Annotated in this window: 13 protein-coding genes and 1 pseudogene; 4 read left to right on the top strand and 10 right to left on the bottom strand. The window is 69.0% G+C overall.

Features of this window, described 5'->3' with window-relative positions:
• Window positions 1-66: 66 nt before the first annotated feature.
• The 3 genes from ACWDRB_RS59045 to ACWDRB_RS59035 form a co-directional block, all read right to left on the bottom strand.
• Window positions 67-849 carry an ABC transporter permease gene (locus tag ACWDRB_RS59045; RefSeq protein WP_449910305.1) on the bottom strand — a complete coding sequence of 261 codons (783 nt, stop codon included), beginning with the start codon at window positions 847-849 and terminating at the stop codon, window positions 67-69.
• The gene (locus tag ACWDRB_RS59040; RefSeq protein WP_449910303.1) at window positions 842-1,816 is read right to left on the bottom strand and encodes an ABC transporter ATP-binding protein; all 975 of its coding nucleotides are present in this window, start codon (window positions 1,814-1,816) and stop codon (window positions 842-844) included. Before ACWDRB_RS59040 ends, ACWDRB_RS59045 begins: the two co-directional genes overlap by 8 nt.
• 332 nt (window positions 1,817-2,148) lie before the next feature.
• Complete coding sequence (locus ACWDRB_RS59035) at window positions 2,149-2,619, bottom strand: GbsR/MarR family transcriptional regulator (protein ID WP_449910301.1); 471 nt, start codon at window positions 2,617-2,619, stop codon at window positions 2,149-2,151.
• Between the two features lie 157 nt (window positions 2,620-2,776).
• Here ACWDRB_RS59035 and ACWDRB_RS59030 point away from each other — a divergent pair, with 157 nt between their 5' ends.
• The gene (locus tag ACWDRB_RS59030; RefSeq protein ID WP_449910299.1) at window positions 2,777-4,186 is read left to right on the top strand and encodes an NAD-dependent epimerase/dehydratase family protein; all 1,410 of its coding nucleotides are present in this window, start codon (window positions 2,777-2,779) and stop codon (window positions 4,184-4,186) included.
• A complete protein-coding gene (locus tag ACWDRB_RS59025) occupies window positions 4,183-5,478 on the top strand; it encodes a glycosyltransferase (RefSeq protein WP_449910297.1) in 1,296 nt (431 codons plus the stop codon). Before ACWDRB_RS59030 ends, ACWDRB_RS59025 begins: the two co-directional genes overlap by 4 nt.
• Here ACWDRB_RS59025 and ACWDRB_RS59020 read toward each other — a convergent pair.
• The 4 genes from ACWDRB_RS59020 to ACWDRB_RS59005 all read right to left on the bottom strand — a co-directional run bounded on the left by ACWDRB_RS59020 (window position 5,426) and on the right by ACWDRB_RS59005 (window position 9,327).
• Window positions 5,426-6,040: a TetR/AcrR family transcriptional regulator gene (locus tag ACWDRB_RS59020; RefSeq protein ID WP_449910295.1), complete on the bottom strand. Its 615-nt coding sequence runs from the start codon at window positions 6,038-6,040 to the stop codon at window positions 5,426-5,428. The genes ACWDRB_RS59025 and ACWDRB_RS59020 overlap by 53 nt on opposite strands.
• Window positions 6,037-7,500, bottom strand: coding sequence for an FAD-dependent oxidoreductase (locus ACWDRB_RS59015; RefSeq protein ID WP_449910293.1), 1,464 nt, complete (start codon window positions 7,498-7,500; stop codon window positions 6,037-6,039). The genes ACWDRB_RS59020 and ACWDRB_RS59015 overlap by 4 nt, the downstream gene beginning before the upstream one ends.
• A gap of 100 nt (window positions 7,501-7,600) precedes the next feature.
• Window positions 7,601-8,884 (bottom strand): ArsB/NhaD family transporter, encoded by a 1,284-nt coding sequence (locus ACWDRB_RS59010; RefSeq protein ID WP_449910291.1) that lies wholly within the window; start codon window positions 8,882-8,884, stop codon window positions 7,601-7,603.
• On the bottom strand, window positions 8,881-9,327 hold the full coding sequence (locus ACWDRB_RS59005) for a CBS domain-containing protein (RefSeq protein WP_449910289.1): 447 nt from the start codon (window positions 9,325-9,327) through the stop codon (window positions 8,881-8,883). The genes ACWDRB_RS59010 and ACWDRB_RS59005 overlap by 4 nt, the downstream gene beginning before the upstream one ends.
• A 286-nt stretch (window positions 9,328-9,613) precedes the next feature.
• Here ACWDRB_RS59005 and ACWDRB_RS59000 point away from each other — a divergent pair, with 286 nt between their 5' ends.
• Window positions 9,614-10,840, top strand: coding sequence for a cation:proton antiporter (locus ACWDRB_RS59000; RefSeq protein ID WP_449910287.1), 1,227 nt, complete (start codon window positions 9,614-9,616; stop codon window positions 10,838-10,840).
• Between the two features lie 302 nt (window positions 10,841-11,142).
• A pseudogene (locus ACWDRB_RS58995) lies at window positions 11,143-11,361 on the top strand (alpha/beta fold hydrolase); the annotation flags it as partial.
• Here the strand turns inward: ACWDRB_RS58995 and ACWDRB_RS58990 are convergent.
• The 3 genes from ACWDRB_RS58990 to ACWDRB_RS58980 all read right to left on the bottom strand — a co-directional run bounded on the left by ACWDRB_RS58990 (window position 11,310) and on the right by ACWDRB_RS58980 (window position 15,908).
• Window positions 11,310-12,248 carry a sodium:calcium antiporter gene (locus ACWDRB_RS58990; RefSeq protein WP_449910285.1) on the bottom strand — a complete coding sequence of 313 codons (939 nt, stop codon included), beginning with the start codon at window positions 12,246-12,248 and terminating at the stop codon, window positions 11,310-11,312. The pseudogene ACWDRB_RS58995 and the gene ACWDRB_RS58990 overlap by 52 nt on opposite strands.
• A 194-nt stretch (window positions 12,249-12,442) precedes the next feature.
• The gene (locus tag ACWDRB_RS58985) at window positions 12,443-13,195 is read right to left on the bottom strand and encodes an FAD-dependent monooxygenase (protein WP_449910283.1); all 753 of its coding nucleotides are present in this window, start codon (window positions 13,193-13,195) and stop codon (window positions 12,443-12,445) included.
• 982 nt (window positions 13,196-14,177) lie between these two features.
• Window positions 14,178-15,908: a tyrosine-type recombinase/integrase gene (locus ACWDRB_RS58980; RefSeq protein WP_449910281.1), complete on the bottom strand. Its 1,731-nt coding sequence runs from the start codon at window positions 15,906-15,908 to the stop codon at window positions 14,178-14,180.
• Between the last annotated feature and the right edge of the window lie 492 nt (window positions 15,909-16,400).

Genomic DNA, 16,400 nt, shown 5'->3' with positions numbered 1-16,400 from the left:
GTTTCAAGGCACAGGTCCGGAGCATGGTCGGCGATCCGTGGCAACGACATGAAGGATCGTGACAGCTCATGAGCGGGTGTGGTCGGCGCGGTTCCACCAGGCGGCGGTTGAGACCGCGCCCGCCGCTGCGGTCGCCGCCACCAGCAGCAGGCCGAGCGGGCCTGGCGGGTCCTGGTCCGGTCCGGTGATCCCGGCGTACAGGGCGGGCACCGACCAGGGGAAGACGGCGCCGTAACCGAGCGCGGCGATGACCTGGGCGGCGAACACGAGGGCGAACAGGACGCCGACAGCGCTCAGGTAGCCGCGACCGATGCTGGCGGCCAGGGCCAGGGGCGTGGTGGTCAGCATGGTCAGCGTGGCTGTTGCCACGATGCGTGCGGCGCCGTCGATCGCGGTCGGCGCCGACCAGCCGGGCAGGGCGAGCAGGGTGCCGATCGACAGGCCGAGCCCGGCGAGCAGGAGGGCCAGCAGCAGTGTCCAGATCGCGGCGATGGTGAACTTGGCGGCCACGAGGGCGGTGCGGGAGGTGGGTAAGGCGAGCAGGTCGGTGGCGGTGTGGTCGCTGAACTCGCGGCCGAACAGCCAGATGGCGATCAGCCCGTAGATGCCCAGGCCGCCCACCGCGGCGGCCTGGGCGAGCAGGGTGAGATAGCCGTGCCAGTCGGCGCTGGCACCGGACAGTTGAGCCTTACCGCCCAGCAGGCCGAACGCCTGGGCGCGGGCGGGGTCGGCCAGGATGAACATGAACATCCCGCACACCAGCGCGGCGATGGTGATGGCCAGCGCGGTGATCCAGGGCAGGCGGCTACGTCGTACCTTCAGGAGTTCCGCCCACAGCGCCTCACGCATCCTCGGCCCCCGTTCCATTCCCTGTCTCGGTCGGCGGGCTCGATCCGACAGTGCGCAGGAAGAAGGCTTCGAGGTCCTCTTCGTGCAGGTGAAGTTCGGTGGGCGGCACTCCGCCGTGGACGAGGAGGGTGGCGACCCGCTCCGGCTGGGCCAGGGCGCGCTGGTCGGTGAGCATCAGGCCGGTCGGCGTGGCGGGTTCGGGGTGGTAGCCGTGTGCGCGCAGCACGGCCTGGGCGGTGGCGTCGTCGCGGGTGGCCAGGTGCAGGTGGCGGCGGCGGTGGTGGTCCAGTTGGCCGGCGTCGTGCTCGCCGGTGAGGCGGCCGTGGTGCAGGATGCCGATGCGGGTGGCCAGGCGGGCGACCTCGGCCAGCAGGTGGCTGGACAGGAACACCGTGGTGCCGTGCCGGTGGGCGAGGTCGGCGAGCAGGGTGCGGATCTCGGCGACTCCGGCGGGGTCGAGGCCGTTGACGGGTTCGTCGAGGATGAGCAGGCCGGGGGCGTGGATCAGGGCTTTGGCCAGGGCCAGGCGTTGCAGGTTGCCGAGTGACAGGGTGCGGGCGCGGTGGTCGGCGTACGGGGCCAGCGCGAGCCGTTCGATGATCTCTTCGGCGGTGCCGGGCAGGCGGCGCAGCCGTCGGATGATCTCCAGGTTCTCGCGCACCGTCAGCTCGGGATAGGCGCTGGCGGCCTCCACCAGGTAGCCGGTCCGCGCCCAGGCAGAGCGGTCGCCGGCCGAGACGGCGGCGCCCAGGACGCGCACGCTGCCGCCGGTGGGTACGATCATGCCGAGCAGCATGCGGATCAGCGTCGTCTTGCCGGCGCCGTTGAGGCCGAGCAGAGCGTAGATCTGTCCCTGCCGCACGTGCAGGGTGACGTCGTCGACGGCCGGCACATCGCGATAGCGCTTGCTGAGATGGGTGACCTCGATGACCGGCGTCCGCGTGTCGTGGAGGTGCTGGGCTGTCATGGCGGGTGCCGCGTGGCCGAGGTGAGAGGGATCTGACGATCTGTCCCGGCCCGTCATCGCGATCGTCTCGAACGCGAGAGGACCCGGCGCGATGACGGGACAGTCGGCGAGCAGGGTTCGGGACCCATGCGCACATCCTTGTTCGATGGGATGGACGTGCCGACCAGACTTCCCGGCTCACCTGGGGGCCAGCCTACCTCCATCGGCGTGGCCGTGCCGGACCCTGTCGCTGCCGGATCGCGGCTGTGCTCGTTGCCCCGATCCTGCGTCTCAGGGCAACGTCCGCCGCCCTCGCGAGACCCGGGCAGTGATATCGGCCGCTTGCCGTGCCCTCAGCAGTCGCCTCGGTGCTGTTCCTGCTTCCAGCGCTGCAGCAAGGCGGGAATTTCGCCGAGCAGGAAGTGGTAGAAGTCGTGCATCTGGACCAGTCGGTGATGCGCCGGATCGGCGGGAGCTGTAGCGTCCATCCCGTTCCTGGCCGCCTGGAGCATGGTCTCGATGATCGTGTTCTGGCCGGTGAACAGGGTCGCCCAGGCATTCTCGCGCAATCGGTAGTGCTCGCGGCGGCTGCCGGGGGCGGGCAGGCGCTCGATCAGGCCGACCGACAGCAGCGCTTTGACCGCGCCCGACACCGAGCCCGCGCTGGCGTTGAGCCGGTCGGCGATGTCGCCCATGGTGACCGTCTCGGCGTCGGTGAACAGGAACATGGCCAGGGTGCGTGCGGACATGCGTTGCAGGCCGCCCGCTGTAAGTGCCAGCGCCAGGCGTTCCGCCGCTTGCCACCGCTCGTTCTGGTCGTTCACACGACACCTCCCGCATATCAGGATAACGGTGTTGCTAAGGCTTCAGAAATTTCCGAACTTTCGCTATATTGCGACTATCAACCTCCGTCAGGAGCGCGATGGAGTGCCGGGAAGCCTGGTCGGCGAACACCACTGCCGACCCCGGAAGGCGATCCCGATGACTCCTCTCAGCCGCTTGTTCGACGTCCGTCCCGAGCACCGGCATCCGGTACGGGTACAGCGCGATCTGGAGATCTCCGCAGCCGACGGTGTACGCCTGCGCCGACTGCCGGCCATGGCCACCGCCGCCCGCAAGCTGCGGCGGGCCACGCTGACGCTCCCCCTGAACGAGGCCGACCTGGCGCTGACCGGGCACGGCGTCCCCTGGTTCCGCGAATGGATCGAGCACGGCCCGGACGACTGCTATTGCTGCCCATCCCCGCTTCGGTCGCAACCCCGGCACCGGCGAACCGCCGGCGGAGGCACGCGAGCTCCGCTCGTCCAGCCACGCGATCTTCCACGACCCCGAACACCCCTCGGCGATCTGGCTTCCCGTCTTCTCAGGAGCGTCATGAAACTGCTGGTTCTCGGCGGAACTCACCATGTCGGCCGTGCGGTCGTGGAAACCGCCCTCGAACGCGGCGACGAGGTGACCACGCTGAATCGCGGCCTGAGCCGCGTGCCCGCGCCCGGCGTCCGTGGCCTGGTCGCCGACCGAAGGGATGCCGAAGCGGTCCGGGCCGCACTTGGCCGCCAGGAGTGGGACGCCATCGTCGACACCTGGGCTTGGGCACCATGCGTGGTCAGGGACACCGCCCGCCTGCTGGCCGACCGAGCCGGGCATTACGGGTACGTCTCCAGCCGCGGCGTCTACCGCTGGCCCTGGCCACCCGCCGCCGACGAGAGCGCCCCGCTCGTGGACGGTGACCCGGCGAGCGAGGAGGCCGCCGACTACGCGGCCGCCAAGCGAGGCGGGGAACTGGCCGTGGTCGAGGCGTTCGGTGAACGTGCTCTGCTGGCCAGGGCCGGCATGATCCTCGGCCCGTACGAAGACGTCGGCCGCATCCCGTGGTGGCTACGCCGCCTGGAAAAGGGCGGCCCGGTGGTGGCGCCGGGACCTACCGGCACGCCGCTGCAGTACATCGATGCCATGGACCTGGCCGCCTGGATGCTGGCGTCGGCCGAGAACGGCGTCGGTGGCACGTTCAACGTGGCCGGACCGCCCGCCGCGATCACGATCGGCGAGCTGCTGCAGACAGCGCTGGAAGTGACCGGGTTCGACGCCCGCCTCCTGTGGGCGCCGCCGGAGCTGCTCCAGGAAGTGGGCTTCCCGCTGGGGATGGAGTTCGGCCTCCGCTACCCGCACGACCCGGCGCCCACCGGCATCCACGACGCCGACGTCGGCGCCGCCATCGCCGTCGGCCTGACCTGCCGACCGCTGCGGGAAACGCTCGCCGCCACGTGGGCATGGCTGCAGGCCGAAGGTGACCCCCAGCCGCGCCCCGACGCCCCGGCCCCGGACGCCTGGTTCGACCCGGCCGCAGAGCAGCGGGTGCTCACCCGCCTCCAGAATGAGGAAAACCGGTGAAGGCGCTCATCCTCACCCACGGCACCCGTGGCGACGTACAACCGTATGTGGCGCTGGCCCACGCTCTGCGCGCCGCTGGGCACGAGGCGGTGCTGGGTGCCCCGGCCGCCTCGGCCTCCCTGGCCGAGCCGTACGGGCTGCGGTTCATCCCACTGCACGACGGCCCGAACACGCTCATCGACGACCCGCAGATTCGCGAAGCGATCGAGACCAACTACCGCGGCCTGCGCGGCAAGAAGACAGCGCTCACCGTGATCAAGCGCACCAAGCCGCTGATGGCCAAGGTATTCGCCGACATGGCCGCCGCGGCCAAGGACGGGGCGGATGTGATCGTGCATCCACCGGGCATCCCCGCCCACCACATCGCCGAGCGCCTGGGCGTGCCCGCCGTACCGGCCGCGCTCCAGCCGGTATGGGTGCCGACCGGCACGTTCCCCAACCCGATGATGGCCGGGCTCAAGGTGCCGAAGGCGCTGAACCGGGCGTCGTACCTGCCGACCAGACTCCTGCTGCGGCGCGCCTCCGCCGCCGTCGCCGACCAGTTGCGGCGCGACACACTGCACCTGCCCAGGCGGAAGGGCCGGCACGACGTCCTGCTCGCCCCGGAAGGGGGCCCGGTCACCGTGCTGCAGGGCTTCAGCAAGCTGGTGCTGCCCCCACGGCTGGACTACCCGTCGTGGGTGCACACCGCGGGGTTCTGGTACCTGCCGACACCGGCCGATTGGACACCGACAAGCGAGCTGAAGGCCTTCCTGGAGAGCGGGCCGCCGCCGGTCTACGTCGGGTTCGGCAGCATGGCGGGCGCCGACCCGCGGCGTCTCGGCCGGGTCGTGCGCGAGGCGATCAGGCTGGCCGGCGTGCGGGCGGTGCTGGTCTCCGGCTGGGGCGGCATTCAACTAGACGACCTGCCCGAGAACGTGCTGCTTCTCGACCAGGCGCCGCACGGCTGGCTGTTCCCTCAGATGGCGGCGATCGTCCACCACGGCGGCAGCGGTACCACCGGTGCGGCCCTGGCCGCCGGACGTCCTCAAGTGGTGTGCCCGTTCGTCGCCGACCAGCCGTTCTGGGCCGCCCGCATGCACGCCGCCGGTGTCGCGCCCCCGCCTCAGCCGCAGCGCCACCTGACCTCGCAAGGGCTGGCCGCCGCGATCAAGGTGGCGGTCACCGACCAGGCGCTGGCCGAGCGCGCCGAGTCGCTGGGCCGGCGCATCGCGGCCGAGGACGGTGTCACCACTGCGGTCACGATCCTTGAGCGGGTGGGTAGAGGCCGATCTGCCGGTAGACGGACGTGAGGTAGCGCAGCATGCCGTCGGCGTCGGGTGGGTCGGGCTGGAGCACGCGGTAGGTCACCGCGCCGGCCATCATGTCGATGAGCACGTCCAGATCGGCGTCGCCGGACACCGTACCGTCCTGCTGGGCGCGCTCCAGCAGGAGCGCGGCCAGCTTGCGGCGGGGCAGGATGTAGTGCGTCCAGTACGTGGCCATCAGCGAGGGGTGGCTGACGGCAGAGCCCATGATCCTGGCCACCAGGGCGCGGAAGCCGGGGCTGGCGGCCATCTGCGCGGCCGCGGGGAGGACGCGTTCGATGATCTCGCGCGAGGTGAGGGCGTGAAGATCGTCGAGCGAGGGAGTGACCTGGGAGCTGACCGACTGCTCAATGGCCTGGGCGATGAGGTCTTCTTTGGTGCTCCAGCGCCGGTAGATGGTCAGCTTGCCGACCCCGGCCCGTTTGGCGATCTGCTCGATGCTGGCCGCTTCCACGCCGCGCTCGATGAACAGCTCCAGCCCTGCGCGCAGGATGGCGGCGTCGGTCTCGGGGTCGCGGGGGCGACCGCGCCCTCGGGTGGCGGTCATCGCAGGGCTCCCTCCAGCCAGCGGGCGAACTCGGCGGGGCCGCCTTTGCAGGCCAGATGGGCGTCCGGGCGCACAAGCATAGCGGGCCCGTCGGCGTGACCGGCCGCGCGGAGGCTGACCACCTGGTCACCGAGCCGCTGCCGGGCTGCCTCGAAGGCGGCCTGATCGCCGAGCACGGCCCACTTCCCGCGCAGCTCGGCGTTCAATCGGGTGCGGCTGCCGTCAGGGCGTTCGCAGGCCAGGTCACCGATGCGGTCGCCGGGGCGGGGCTTGCGCCCGCGCCCACCAAGCGGGCCGCGCCGGTAGCTCACCCAGAGCTGGGAGGTCGTGTACGTGGTCCAGCGCTGGATCCATGCCTGGTTGAACACCCGCATCAGCACCTGGTCGCGCAGGAGGCGGCCGAGCGGGCTGCCGGCGATGTTGACCTTGGTCGCGGCGGTGCTGCCGCGCAAGACCTGGGTGGCCAGCGGACGGCGTTCGGCCTGGTAGGTGTCGAGCAGGCGCTCTGCGGCCAGCCCTTGCACGACCAGGGCCAGCTTCCAGGCGAGGTTCTCGGCGTCGCCGAGCCCGGTCAGCATGCCCTGCCCACCGAACGGAGCATGCACGTGTGCGGCATCCCCGGCCAGCAGGATGCGCCCGTCGCGGTAGGTGTCGGCCAGCCGCCGGTGGACGCTGAACAACGACGCCCAGGTGACGTCGTGCAGACGCAGGCCGGTCAGGCCGGTGCGTTCGGGCAGGATGCGCCGCATGCGTTCGACGATCTGTTCCTCGCCGGGTTTGTCGTCGCGGAAGGTGGCGTCGTAGGCGAGCAGCCGCCACTGATCGCCCGGCATCGGCATCGCGCCCAGCACGCCGTCGGGGTGCGCCCAGCCGCTGGTGCCCGACCGGTCCAGCCCGGGGTCGAGGCAGCCGTCGACCAGCAGGAACCGCTCGCTGACCTTCACCCCAGGAAAGCCGATCCCCGCCAGCTTTCGAACCGAGCTGCCGCTCCCGTCGCAGCCCACCAGCCAGCCCGCCCGGATGGTACGGCCGTCGGCCAGCGTCGCGGTGGCTCCGGCCGCGTCCTGCCGCAAGGAGGCCAGTCGCTTATCCCATTCCGGCTGTCCGCCCAACTCGGCAAGCCGCTCACGCAGCTGTGCCTCGACCCGGGCCTGGGAGATCACCATCGGTGGAGCCGCGGTGCCCAGCCCTGGGTCGCCGAACCGGATCTTCATCATCGGACGGTTCCCGGCGTAGGTGGTGATCGTCATCGCCCGTACCGACTCCTGCGGCAGATCGCCGAGGGCGTCCAGGCGGTCCAGCACCTCCGAGCCGCGGGCGTGCACGAAGTTCGCGCGTGACGTGGTGGCCGGGCCCTCGGCCTTGTCGATCACGCGGACCGAGACACCGTGCTGCAGCAACGCGCATGCCAGCGCCAGGCCGACCGGCCCGGCGCCGACCACCAGGACATCGGTATCCATCGGCACCCACCTCCTTTAATTAACGGAACGGTACCGTAAAATAAATCCTGCTCCTACAGAGCCGTCTTGTCCAGAGATGCCGTGATCCACGAGCCCGCGTTCAGAGGAGGTAGCGCAGCCACAGGTACGGCGCGACCAGGGCGACAGTGACCACCGTGACGATCAGGCCGTATTTGGTGAACTGCCAGAAGCTGATCGGCGTGCCGTTGCGGGCAGCGATACCGAGCACCACGACGTTGGCCGCGGCGCCGACGGCGGTGGCGTTACCGCCCAGATCGGCGCCGAAGGCCAGCGCCCACCACAACACGTCGTGCCCACCGTTGGCCTGAACGAGCTGCTCGACGATGGGACTCATCGTGGCCACATAGGGGATGTTGTCCACAATGGCGGACAGCACGGCCGAGACGCCAAGCAACCCCATGGTGGCCAGCCCCACCTGTCCGCTGGTCGCCGCGACGGCCCCTTGCGACAGCTCGCCGATCACGCCGGTCTCCACCAGCGCGCCGACCATGACGAATAGACCGGCGAAGAACACCAGCGTGGGCCACTCGACCTCGCCGATGGCCTGCTCGGTGGTCACCTTGGTCGCGGCCACCAGCACGCCCGCCCCCAGCAGCGCGACCACCGACGGCTCGTAGTGCAGCACCGGGTGCAGCACGAACGCGGCCATCACCAACGCCAGCACGGCCAGCGACTGCCACAGCAACCGCCGGTCGGCGATCGCCTCCCGCTCGTCCAGCGCCATGACCGACTCGGCGCGCTCCGGGTCGTAACGCATCGAGCGGCCGAACATCAGCCAGCACAACCCCACGAACACCGCCATCAACACGATCACCATCGGCGCCATGTGTACGAGGAAGTCGTTGAAGGTCAGGCCCCCGCGGCTGGCGATGATGATGTTCGGCGGGTCACCGACCAGGGTGGCCGCGCCGCCGATGTTGGAAGCCATCGCCTCGGCGATCAGGAAGGGCGCCGGGTTGACGGCGAGCCGTTCGCACACCAGGAACGTCACTGGGGCGATCAGCAGCACGGTGGTCACGTTGTCCAGCAGCGCCGAGGCCACCGCGGTGATCAGCACCAGCAGCACCATCAGCCGGAACGGCCGGCCCCTGGCACGCTTGGCGGCCCAGATGGCCAAGTACTCGAAAACGCCGGTCTGCTTCAGCACTCCGACGATGACCATCATGCCCAGCAGCAGGAAGATGACGTTCCAGTCGATCCCGGCGTGCCGGGAGAAGAACGCCGCCTCGCCGTTGGTGGCGTGGATGGCCAGCATGATCCCGGCCCCGCCGAGCGCCGCCGCGACCCGGTGGACCTTCTCGGTGGCGATCAGCGCATAAGCGGCCAGGAAGACCGCCACGCTCACCCACGACAGCACGCTCATACCGCGAGCACCCGGTCCAGCAGGGCCTGCAGTATCACCGCCCCTATCAGTCGCTGATCGTTGTCGACCACGGCGACCAGCGGGCTGTGGGTACGTGCCATGAGTGCGGCCAACTCCAGCACGGTCGCCTCGGGGTCGGTGACCGGCAGTTCGCGGGGCTGCCGTGGCAGTGCCTCGCGTACGGTGCGGCCGTCCAGCGCTTGGAGCAAGGCATCCGCGTGTGCCTCGTCCACAACCCGGGCGAGCGCCGGGTCGTCCTGGCAGTAGCCGGGCACGGCCAGGCGCATCACCTGTGTACTGGGCAGGATCGTCACCGGCGCCCCGTCGTTGTCGACCACGATGAGCCCCGGCAGATCCTGGTCGGCCAGCATCCGAGCGGCATCGACGACGGAGGTGTCGAGAGCGACGGTGGGAAAGTCGGCAAGCAGGTCTCTGGCGCGCACCGGCACATCCTTCACTCAACGGGGACAGAACGTGCCGACCAGACTTCCCGGCTCACCTGTAGACAACGTATCAAGGCCTGCCAAGATCGCCGAGAGCGGGATCGGCAGCTCTCCATCGGCTCTCGGTGATGTGCGTGCTGGCGTCGGCGTCAAGAATCCGTCTATCCGCTTGACATCGTCGCTGCTAGGGTGAGCGGCGGTGCGCCGGGAAGTCTGGTCGGCAAGATCGTCTAGTGGATCCGACCGGAGGCGTACACACAGTGACTTCTTCTTCGCGGTGCCACTGATGGGCACTCTGTTAACCGCGTTCGCGGGCGTACTGCTGCTGGCCGTGCTGCTGTCCAGTCTGGCCCACCGCACCATCCTGTCCACGGCCGCGCTCTTCCTGGTCGCAGGGTTCGTCCTCGGCGACGGAGTGTTGGGCGTGGTCTCGCTCGAACCGGGCGACGAGCTGGTGGCCACGCTGGCCGAGCTGGCGCTGTTCACCGTGCTGTTCACCGACGGCATGCGGGTGGGCTGGCCGCAACTGCGCAGCGCCTGGCGGCTGCCGGGCCGGGCGCTGGGCTGGGGACTGCCGCTCACCCTGGCCATCACCGCCGTGGGCGCGCACTACCTGATCGGGCTGGGCTGGATCGAATCCCTGCTGATCGGCGCGATCCTGGCACCCACCGACCCCGTCTTCGCCGCCGCGCTGGTCGGCAACGAGAAGGTGCCACCCCGGCTACGGCAGCTGCTCAACGTCGAGTCCGGCGTCAACGACGGGCTCGCGTTGCCCTTCGTCATCATCTTCCTGGCCATCGCCTCCGGCGCGCAGGACTTGCACCTGCGCGCACTCGCCCTGGAGCTCGGCCTGGGCGTGCTCATCGGAGTCGCCATCCCCTGGGCGGCGATCAAGCTGGAGCAGACGCGCTGGTTCTCCGCCTCCACCCAGTATGAGCCGCTCAACGCCCTGGCCATCGGACTGCTCGTGCTCGCCGTCGGCAAGGCCACACACGGCAACCTGTTCCTGGCCGCCTTCTCGGCCGGCATCACCGTGGCCACCTTCGGACAGCGGCAGCGCGAGTCGTTCGAGCACTTCGGCGAGCTCATCGCCGAAGTTTTCAAGCTGGCCGCGCTGCTGGTGTTCGGCGCGCTCATCACCCCCGCGCTGCTCGGCTCGGTCGGCTGGCAGGGCTGGCTGTTCGCGATCGGCGCGCTGGTGCTGGCCCGCCCCATCGCCATCTGGCTGTCCTTCCTGCGCTCCGGGCTGTCGGTCCGCGAACAGGCGGCGGTGGCCTGGTTCGGGCCCAAGGGTTTCGCCTCCGTCGTCTACGGCCTGCTTGTAATCGCCTCCGGCATCCCCGCCGCGCAGCAGGTGTTCCAGATCGTCGCCGTCACCATCGTGCTCTCGATCCTGCTGCACTCCTCCACCGACATCGTCGTCGCCCGCACCTTCGACGATGAGCGCGAGGTCCCGGCCTGGTACGGCGGAGTCACTCGCCGCCTGCGCAGACCGGCAGGTGACCCGGATTGAAACACGCCGTCTTCGTGGACGGGTTCCGTCCTCCAGCGCAGGTCGTGGTGATCGGCTTCACCATGGCCGTCCCGCTCTGCGGCCTTCCTCCCCGTCGACATGCCGGCAGCCATCCCTCGTGTAAGGAGCGCTCCTTCTGATGCACAGCCGCACTTCCGCCTCTGCCTTCCGTCGCCGGCCAGGTGGCGCTCGTGTCGGCCGGCCGCCGAGGGCCGCAGGTCGTCGTGGTGCCCGGCACCGGTTCCAACGCCGCGGTGGCCCTGCCGTAGCTGCGGGCGCTGTCGGCGCGCTGGGCGACCACGGTGGGGGATCTCCCCGGTCAGCCCGGACCCAGCGACCCGTACCGGCCTCGGCGGGGCAGGCTGGCCTGGTACGGCCGGGTAGTGGACGAGGTCTTGGCCGTCGCGGACTTGGACCAGATCGTACTGGTTGGCAATTCGCTGGGAGCGGCGGTGACCCTGGCTGCCGCTCATATGAGCAGCGGCAACGCCAGGAAATACGCCACCACCAACAGGGCTGATGGGCCTCGGCTGAGCGGTATGCCACGGGCGAGCAGGGCCCAGATGAACCCGATGATGCCCACCATCGCCACGATGACGGTCGAGGCCACGGTGGGCGCGCCAGCGGTGACGAGGGTGACGATGGCGCCGCCCGCAAGACTGTTACACAGGTTGCCGCCGAGCAAGGTGCCGACAAGTAGATCACTGTAACCGTACCGCTGAGCCCGGATCGCGATGATCAAGACGGGAAGCGCAGCAGCGAACGCCACCAGCGTGAACCCGACCAGATCCGGCGAGACACCCGCCCGTGCGGCCAGTTCGGACGTGTTGATCACCACGAGCTGCGCACCCACCAGCACCCCAGCCAGGCCGGCAAACGTCCGCAACACCTCTGTTCTCAGGCGCGGCAGCTCGGCCGTCTTCAGGTAACCCACGCTCTGCGCTGCCACCATGTCGTGCGGAGCCGCCCGGGCCAAGAGCACCAACAGCACTACCGCGCAGATCAGTGCCACGGCCAGCGTGACACCCGCCCCCCAGCCGAGCCCTTCCAGCAACGTGATCGCGAATATCGTGACCGCCGCCACTGACAGCAGCGCCTCACGCTGCAGCAGCAAGGACCGGATGACCAACGGCGCCGTGAGCCCGCCGACCCCGAGGACCGCGGTCAGGTTGAGGATGTTCCAGCCGACCAAGCTGGCCGTCGCCAGCTCCGCATGTCCTCTGAGGCCGGCCGTAGCGGCTACGACAAGCTCTGGAACGCTGGCGACCAATCCCATGACCGCCACGCCCACCACGACAGGCTGCAGGCCGAGCCGACCGGCCAACCTGCCCGCCCCCGACATCAAGTGATCACCCGCGAAGGCGAGGATGACCAGCCCGAGCACGACAAGGGTGGCAGGGAACAGCATCAACGTCCTCTCGGCAGGTCACCTCACTCGAATGGGCCGCGCTGACCAGCGCGGACGCCGACGCGGCGACAAATAGACGCTATAACAGAAAGGGATCAATCACGCACTCAAAGTGACCGTCGTCTGCTGGATGGCAGATCAGCGCGGGAGGATCACTCCCTCCCGACCCCATCAGGTCGCAGGACCAATCCGGCTCAGTGGGACGTAGCCGGCGACGGCAGATGCGGCGGCTCCCAGCGCCACGTTGCGTTACCGTCGGCCGCGATGCCCATGCGCCACAACGGGCCGGGCACCATGCGCAGCATGGTCGCCATCGCCCGGTGGGCGGCCGTGGAGGTGAGGCGCCGCCCGTCCTTGTCGGCACCCCGGGCGATGGACTGGGTACGCGGGCGGCGTTCGGCGTCATAGCGACGCAGCGCACCCTCGATCGTGGGCTCACCGGCCAGAGCGGCGGCGAGCACGACCGCGTCCTCGATGGACTGCCCGGCGCCCTGGCCACGATCGGGACTCATCGCGTGCGCGGCGTCGCCGAGCAGAGCCACCCGGCCGCGGACATAGGTCGGTAGCGCCTCCACACCGTGGACGTCGATATGAATGACCGCCTCCTCCGGAGTGGCCTCGATCAGCGCCGGAATCGGCTCGTGCCAGGTCCCGATCTGGCGGGTCACCTCGGCCTTTTCCTGGCCGTAGCGGATGCCAGGCGCATCGCCGGTGGTGACATAGGCCCAGTACGCCCGGCCGCGCACGATCGGGTGGATCAGAAAGTAGCCACCCGGGCCGAGCGTGACACTGCGCGGCAGATCAGGAACGTCGGCGATACCCAGCCAGGCCGTCCGCCCGAGAAAGCGCGGCACCGCTGTGTCCGGCCAGAGCCGGCGACGCACGGTACTGCGGATGCCATCGGCGCCGATGACCAACTCAGCGCTCAACTCGACGCCGTCGCACACCGCTGTCACGCCGTGGAAAGGACGCGGTCGTACTTGACGTTGGTTCATAGCCGGCCTTCGCCGTGAAGACGCCGTTTCTCCCGCTGGATACCGCCGCAGTGTGACTGCTCGCGGCACCGATGACCTTCGCGCTGGTCAGTGGGAGCCGGTGGGCATTGCGCCTGCCGAAAACCACATCCAAACACGTCAAGCAGGCTTTACATGCTTCCGATGCGACTACAAGCCCGCGCATCACCTACCGATGGCTGCTCGGTGGTTGCTCGTACGCGTTCGATCTGCCGTGAGGCTGGGGCCTCGTCACGAATCCTGGCCCTACATAGCCGTGCCGAGATAGGGGGAAAAATGGCACATAGTGGTGATGGTCAAGAACGTATGGTTGCTCGGTGGTTGCTCGCGTGTACGCGATACAGCACGGCACACGTCGCCACAGACCGACACGACAGCGGGGAGAATCCCGGCCACAGCGATACAAAACAACACCCGACGGCACTGAGCGGCACCAATCGAGCCGACTCATAATCCGTGGGTCGTGGGTTCAAGTCCCACCCGCCCTACTCTTCAATACCGCTTCCGACCTGGGGTTTCTCGGTTCTCGCCAGCCTCTGAGCTCGTTTTTGATCATGGTTGGTTGCTCGGTGGTTGCTCTTGTGTACGGACCGTGTATGGCGGTAGATCGTTTAGGCGACCACCGTCAATTCAGACCCCAGCGACGGTAACTAGAAGATCAAGTCAGACGGTATGCACGGCGTCGCTGGTCAGCGCTGGTCTCATGTACGGTCAAGCCTTGTCCAAGCCGGCTCTTCTTGCCCACCAGGCCGCTCGTGACAAGCAGATAAAAGATCCGCTGCTTCTCACAGCGATCCTCTCGGCCCCGTTCACAGCACAGGCCGGGGATCCATCGGCTGCTCCGTCTGCGCATAGCCGTTGAGAGCAAACAGGCAGGCCCGCCGGTGAATCGGCGGGCCTGCCTGGGTTGAGTGGCTCAGGTAGTGGTCGTGCCGGTGTGGTTCGGCAGGGTGATCAGCCGGGCTGTCTGAGCGCCTGCGGCTGCAGTGTTGACCAGGGCTGCGGTGGATTCGGCGGCGGCGCGGGCCACCTCGGGGTAGACGCTGGTGTAGGTGTCGCGGGTGAAGGTAGAGGAGACGTGCCCGAGGGTCTCCTGCACGACCTTTAGATCGACCCCGGCGGCGAGCATGAGCGAGGCAGCGCCATGGCGGAGGTCGTGAAGCCGTCCCGGTGGCAGTCCCACCTGGAAGGCCAGCTGGTAGAAGTGGTCGCTGACCTGCTGCGGATGCAGCGGTCGGCCGATCTCGTCCGTGAAGACGAACCCACTGTTGATCCAGGCCTCGCCCGCGGCCAGCCGCTCGGCGGCTTGACGCTTGCGATGCGCGCGCAGCGCGGTGACGGTGTCCTCATCCAACGCAATAGTGCGGTCGCTGGCCTCGGTCTTCGGCCTGCCCTGTACCGGCTCCCAGCCCAGCTGGGTGATCTGCCAGTGCACCCCGGCAGTTCCGGCGGTCAGGTCAACGTCCTTCCAGCGCAGCCCGACCGCCTCGCCGCGGCGCAGCCCGCGCAGGGCGATCAGCCGGTACAGCGCGGACAGCCGGTGAGTGGCTGCTTGGGAAAGAAAGGCGTAGGTGTGGGAGGGCGTCCACACCATCACCGGCGACGGTCGCGGCACGGACGCGTACACGTTGATCATGCTGGCGCGGCTGAGCCGCGCCCCGTGCCGCTGCTGCTCGATGTCGAGCCGGTCGTGTAGTTCGCGGTTCCAGTCGGCGACCCGTTCGTCGGTCCATACCAGCGCCTTGGGGCGTTCGGCGTCGGGGAGTTCGACGACCGCGGCGGGGTTGAAGTCGATCAGCCGGTCCTGCTTGATCGCGATATTCAGCGCGTGCCGGAGGGTGGCGCGGATGCGGTGCATGGTGGCCGGGCCGACCGGCCGCCGGTAACGGACCTTGGCTCGCTGCTCGGGGTCGCCGCTTGTGCGGGCGGTGGTGATGACGTCGTTGAACTCCTCGATCGCATCGAACATCCCCGCCACATCGGAAACGCGTAGCCGGTCCAGCCGGATGTCACCCAGATACGGGGTGACGTACAGGCGGATGTGCGCCTCATACGAGCGGCGCGTAGTGGCATCGATCTTCCGCTTGCGCCGCAGGAACTCGGCCATCCATTCGGCGACCATGACGGTGGGGTTGAGGTCTTGGCGGGTGCGGACCTTGCGCCGCACCTCCTCCACCGGAGGCAACGCCTTGCTGTCCTTGAGCACGGACAACATCAGATCGGTGACCTTCCGCCGGATATGCGGGTCCTCATCCAGCGCCAGCAGCGCGCGAGCGTGCTCCAGTTCGGCCTCGACCTCCTCCAGCGAGGCAAAACCTCGCCTTCGCAGCGGGTTACGCCGCCGCCCGTCGGCGTGCGCGGGCAACTCCAACTGGTAGGCCCACCGGCCATGGGTACTGCTCCACCACTCCCCGCCGCCCGGACAGCGCAGCTTCGGACAGGCCTTGCCCAGCTTCTTGCCGGTCGCCTCGTCCCGGCAGGAACACGTCTTGAAGGTGGTTCCGTTCATCGTCGCTGTCGTGCCTTTCCCTTGTTCGCTGACCTCGCGTCGCCGACCGCTCGACGCCGCGTTTCCTCCGGCGCTCCCCCATCCCCGCGACCTCCGCCGATCGCCGTCGGCGCCGGTATGACCGGGGCAGGACGCCACCGGTGGCATCGCGTACCCGGCCCATTACCGCGCGGTCGCCGTCCGGCGGCCCGGAGGGGGGATTGCCGCACCCCGGGCCGGAGGGCGGCCCCGGTCGGCCCGCGCAGGCCCGTTATGGGGCCGCAGCGGGGATGTTCGGGGCCACCGGATGGCCCGGGGCGGTCGGTATCGACGCCCACCTCCATTGCCCATGTCAAGCGATATCCGCTGGTCATATGTCCCAGCCCACACCCCGGCCGAGCCTGGGGTGTGCTGCAGCTTGCCTCGGTCGCAGGACGCCGGCCTCGCGCGGAGGGCTACGCCCTGATCACGTGACGGCGGTCTCCACTGGAGGGGAAGGCACAGCATCGAGATTCGGCGAAGTGGCTGAGCTGTACAGTCACCATCGGACCCCCCAATCCGGCGAGCGAACTCATCCCTGTCACTTATCTAAATACCGGCCACAACGGCCGAGTTAGGACAGCTCGATAGGCCAACCTTGAGTCAAATCCG

The organism is Nonomuraea sp. NPDC003707, from assembly GCF_053587055.1.
The sequence above is the reverse complement of the archived record's forward strand: the minus strand, read 5'-3'. Positions and strand labels throughout refer to the sequence as shown.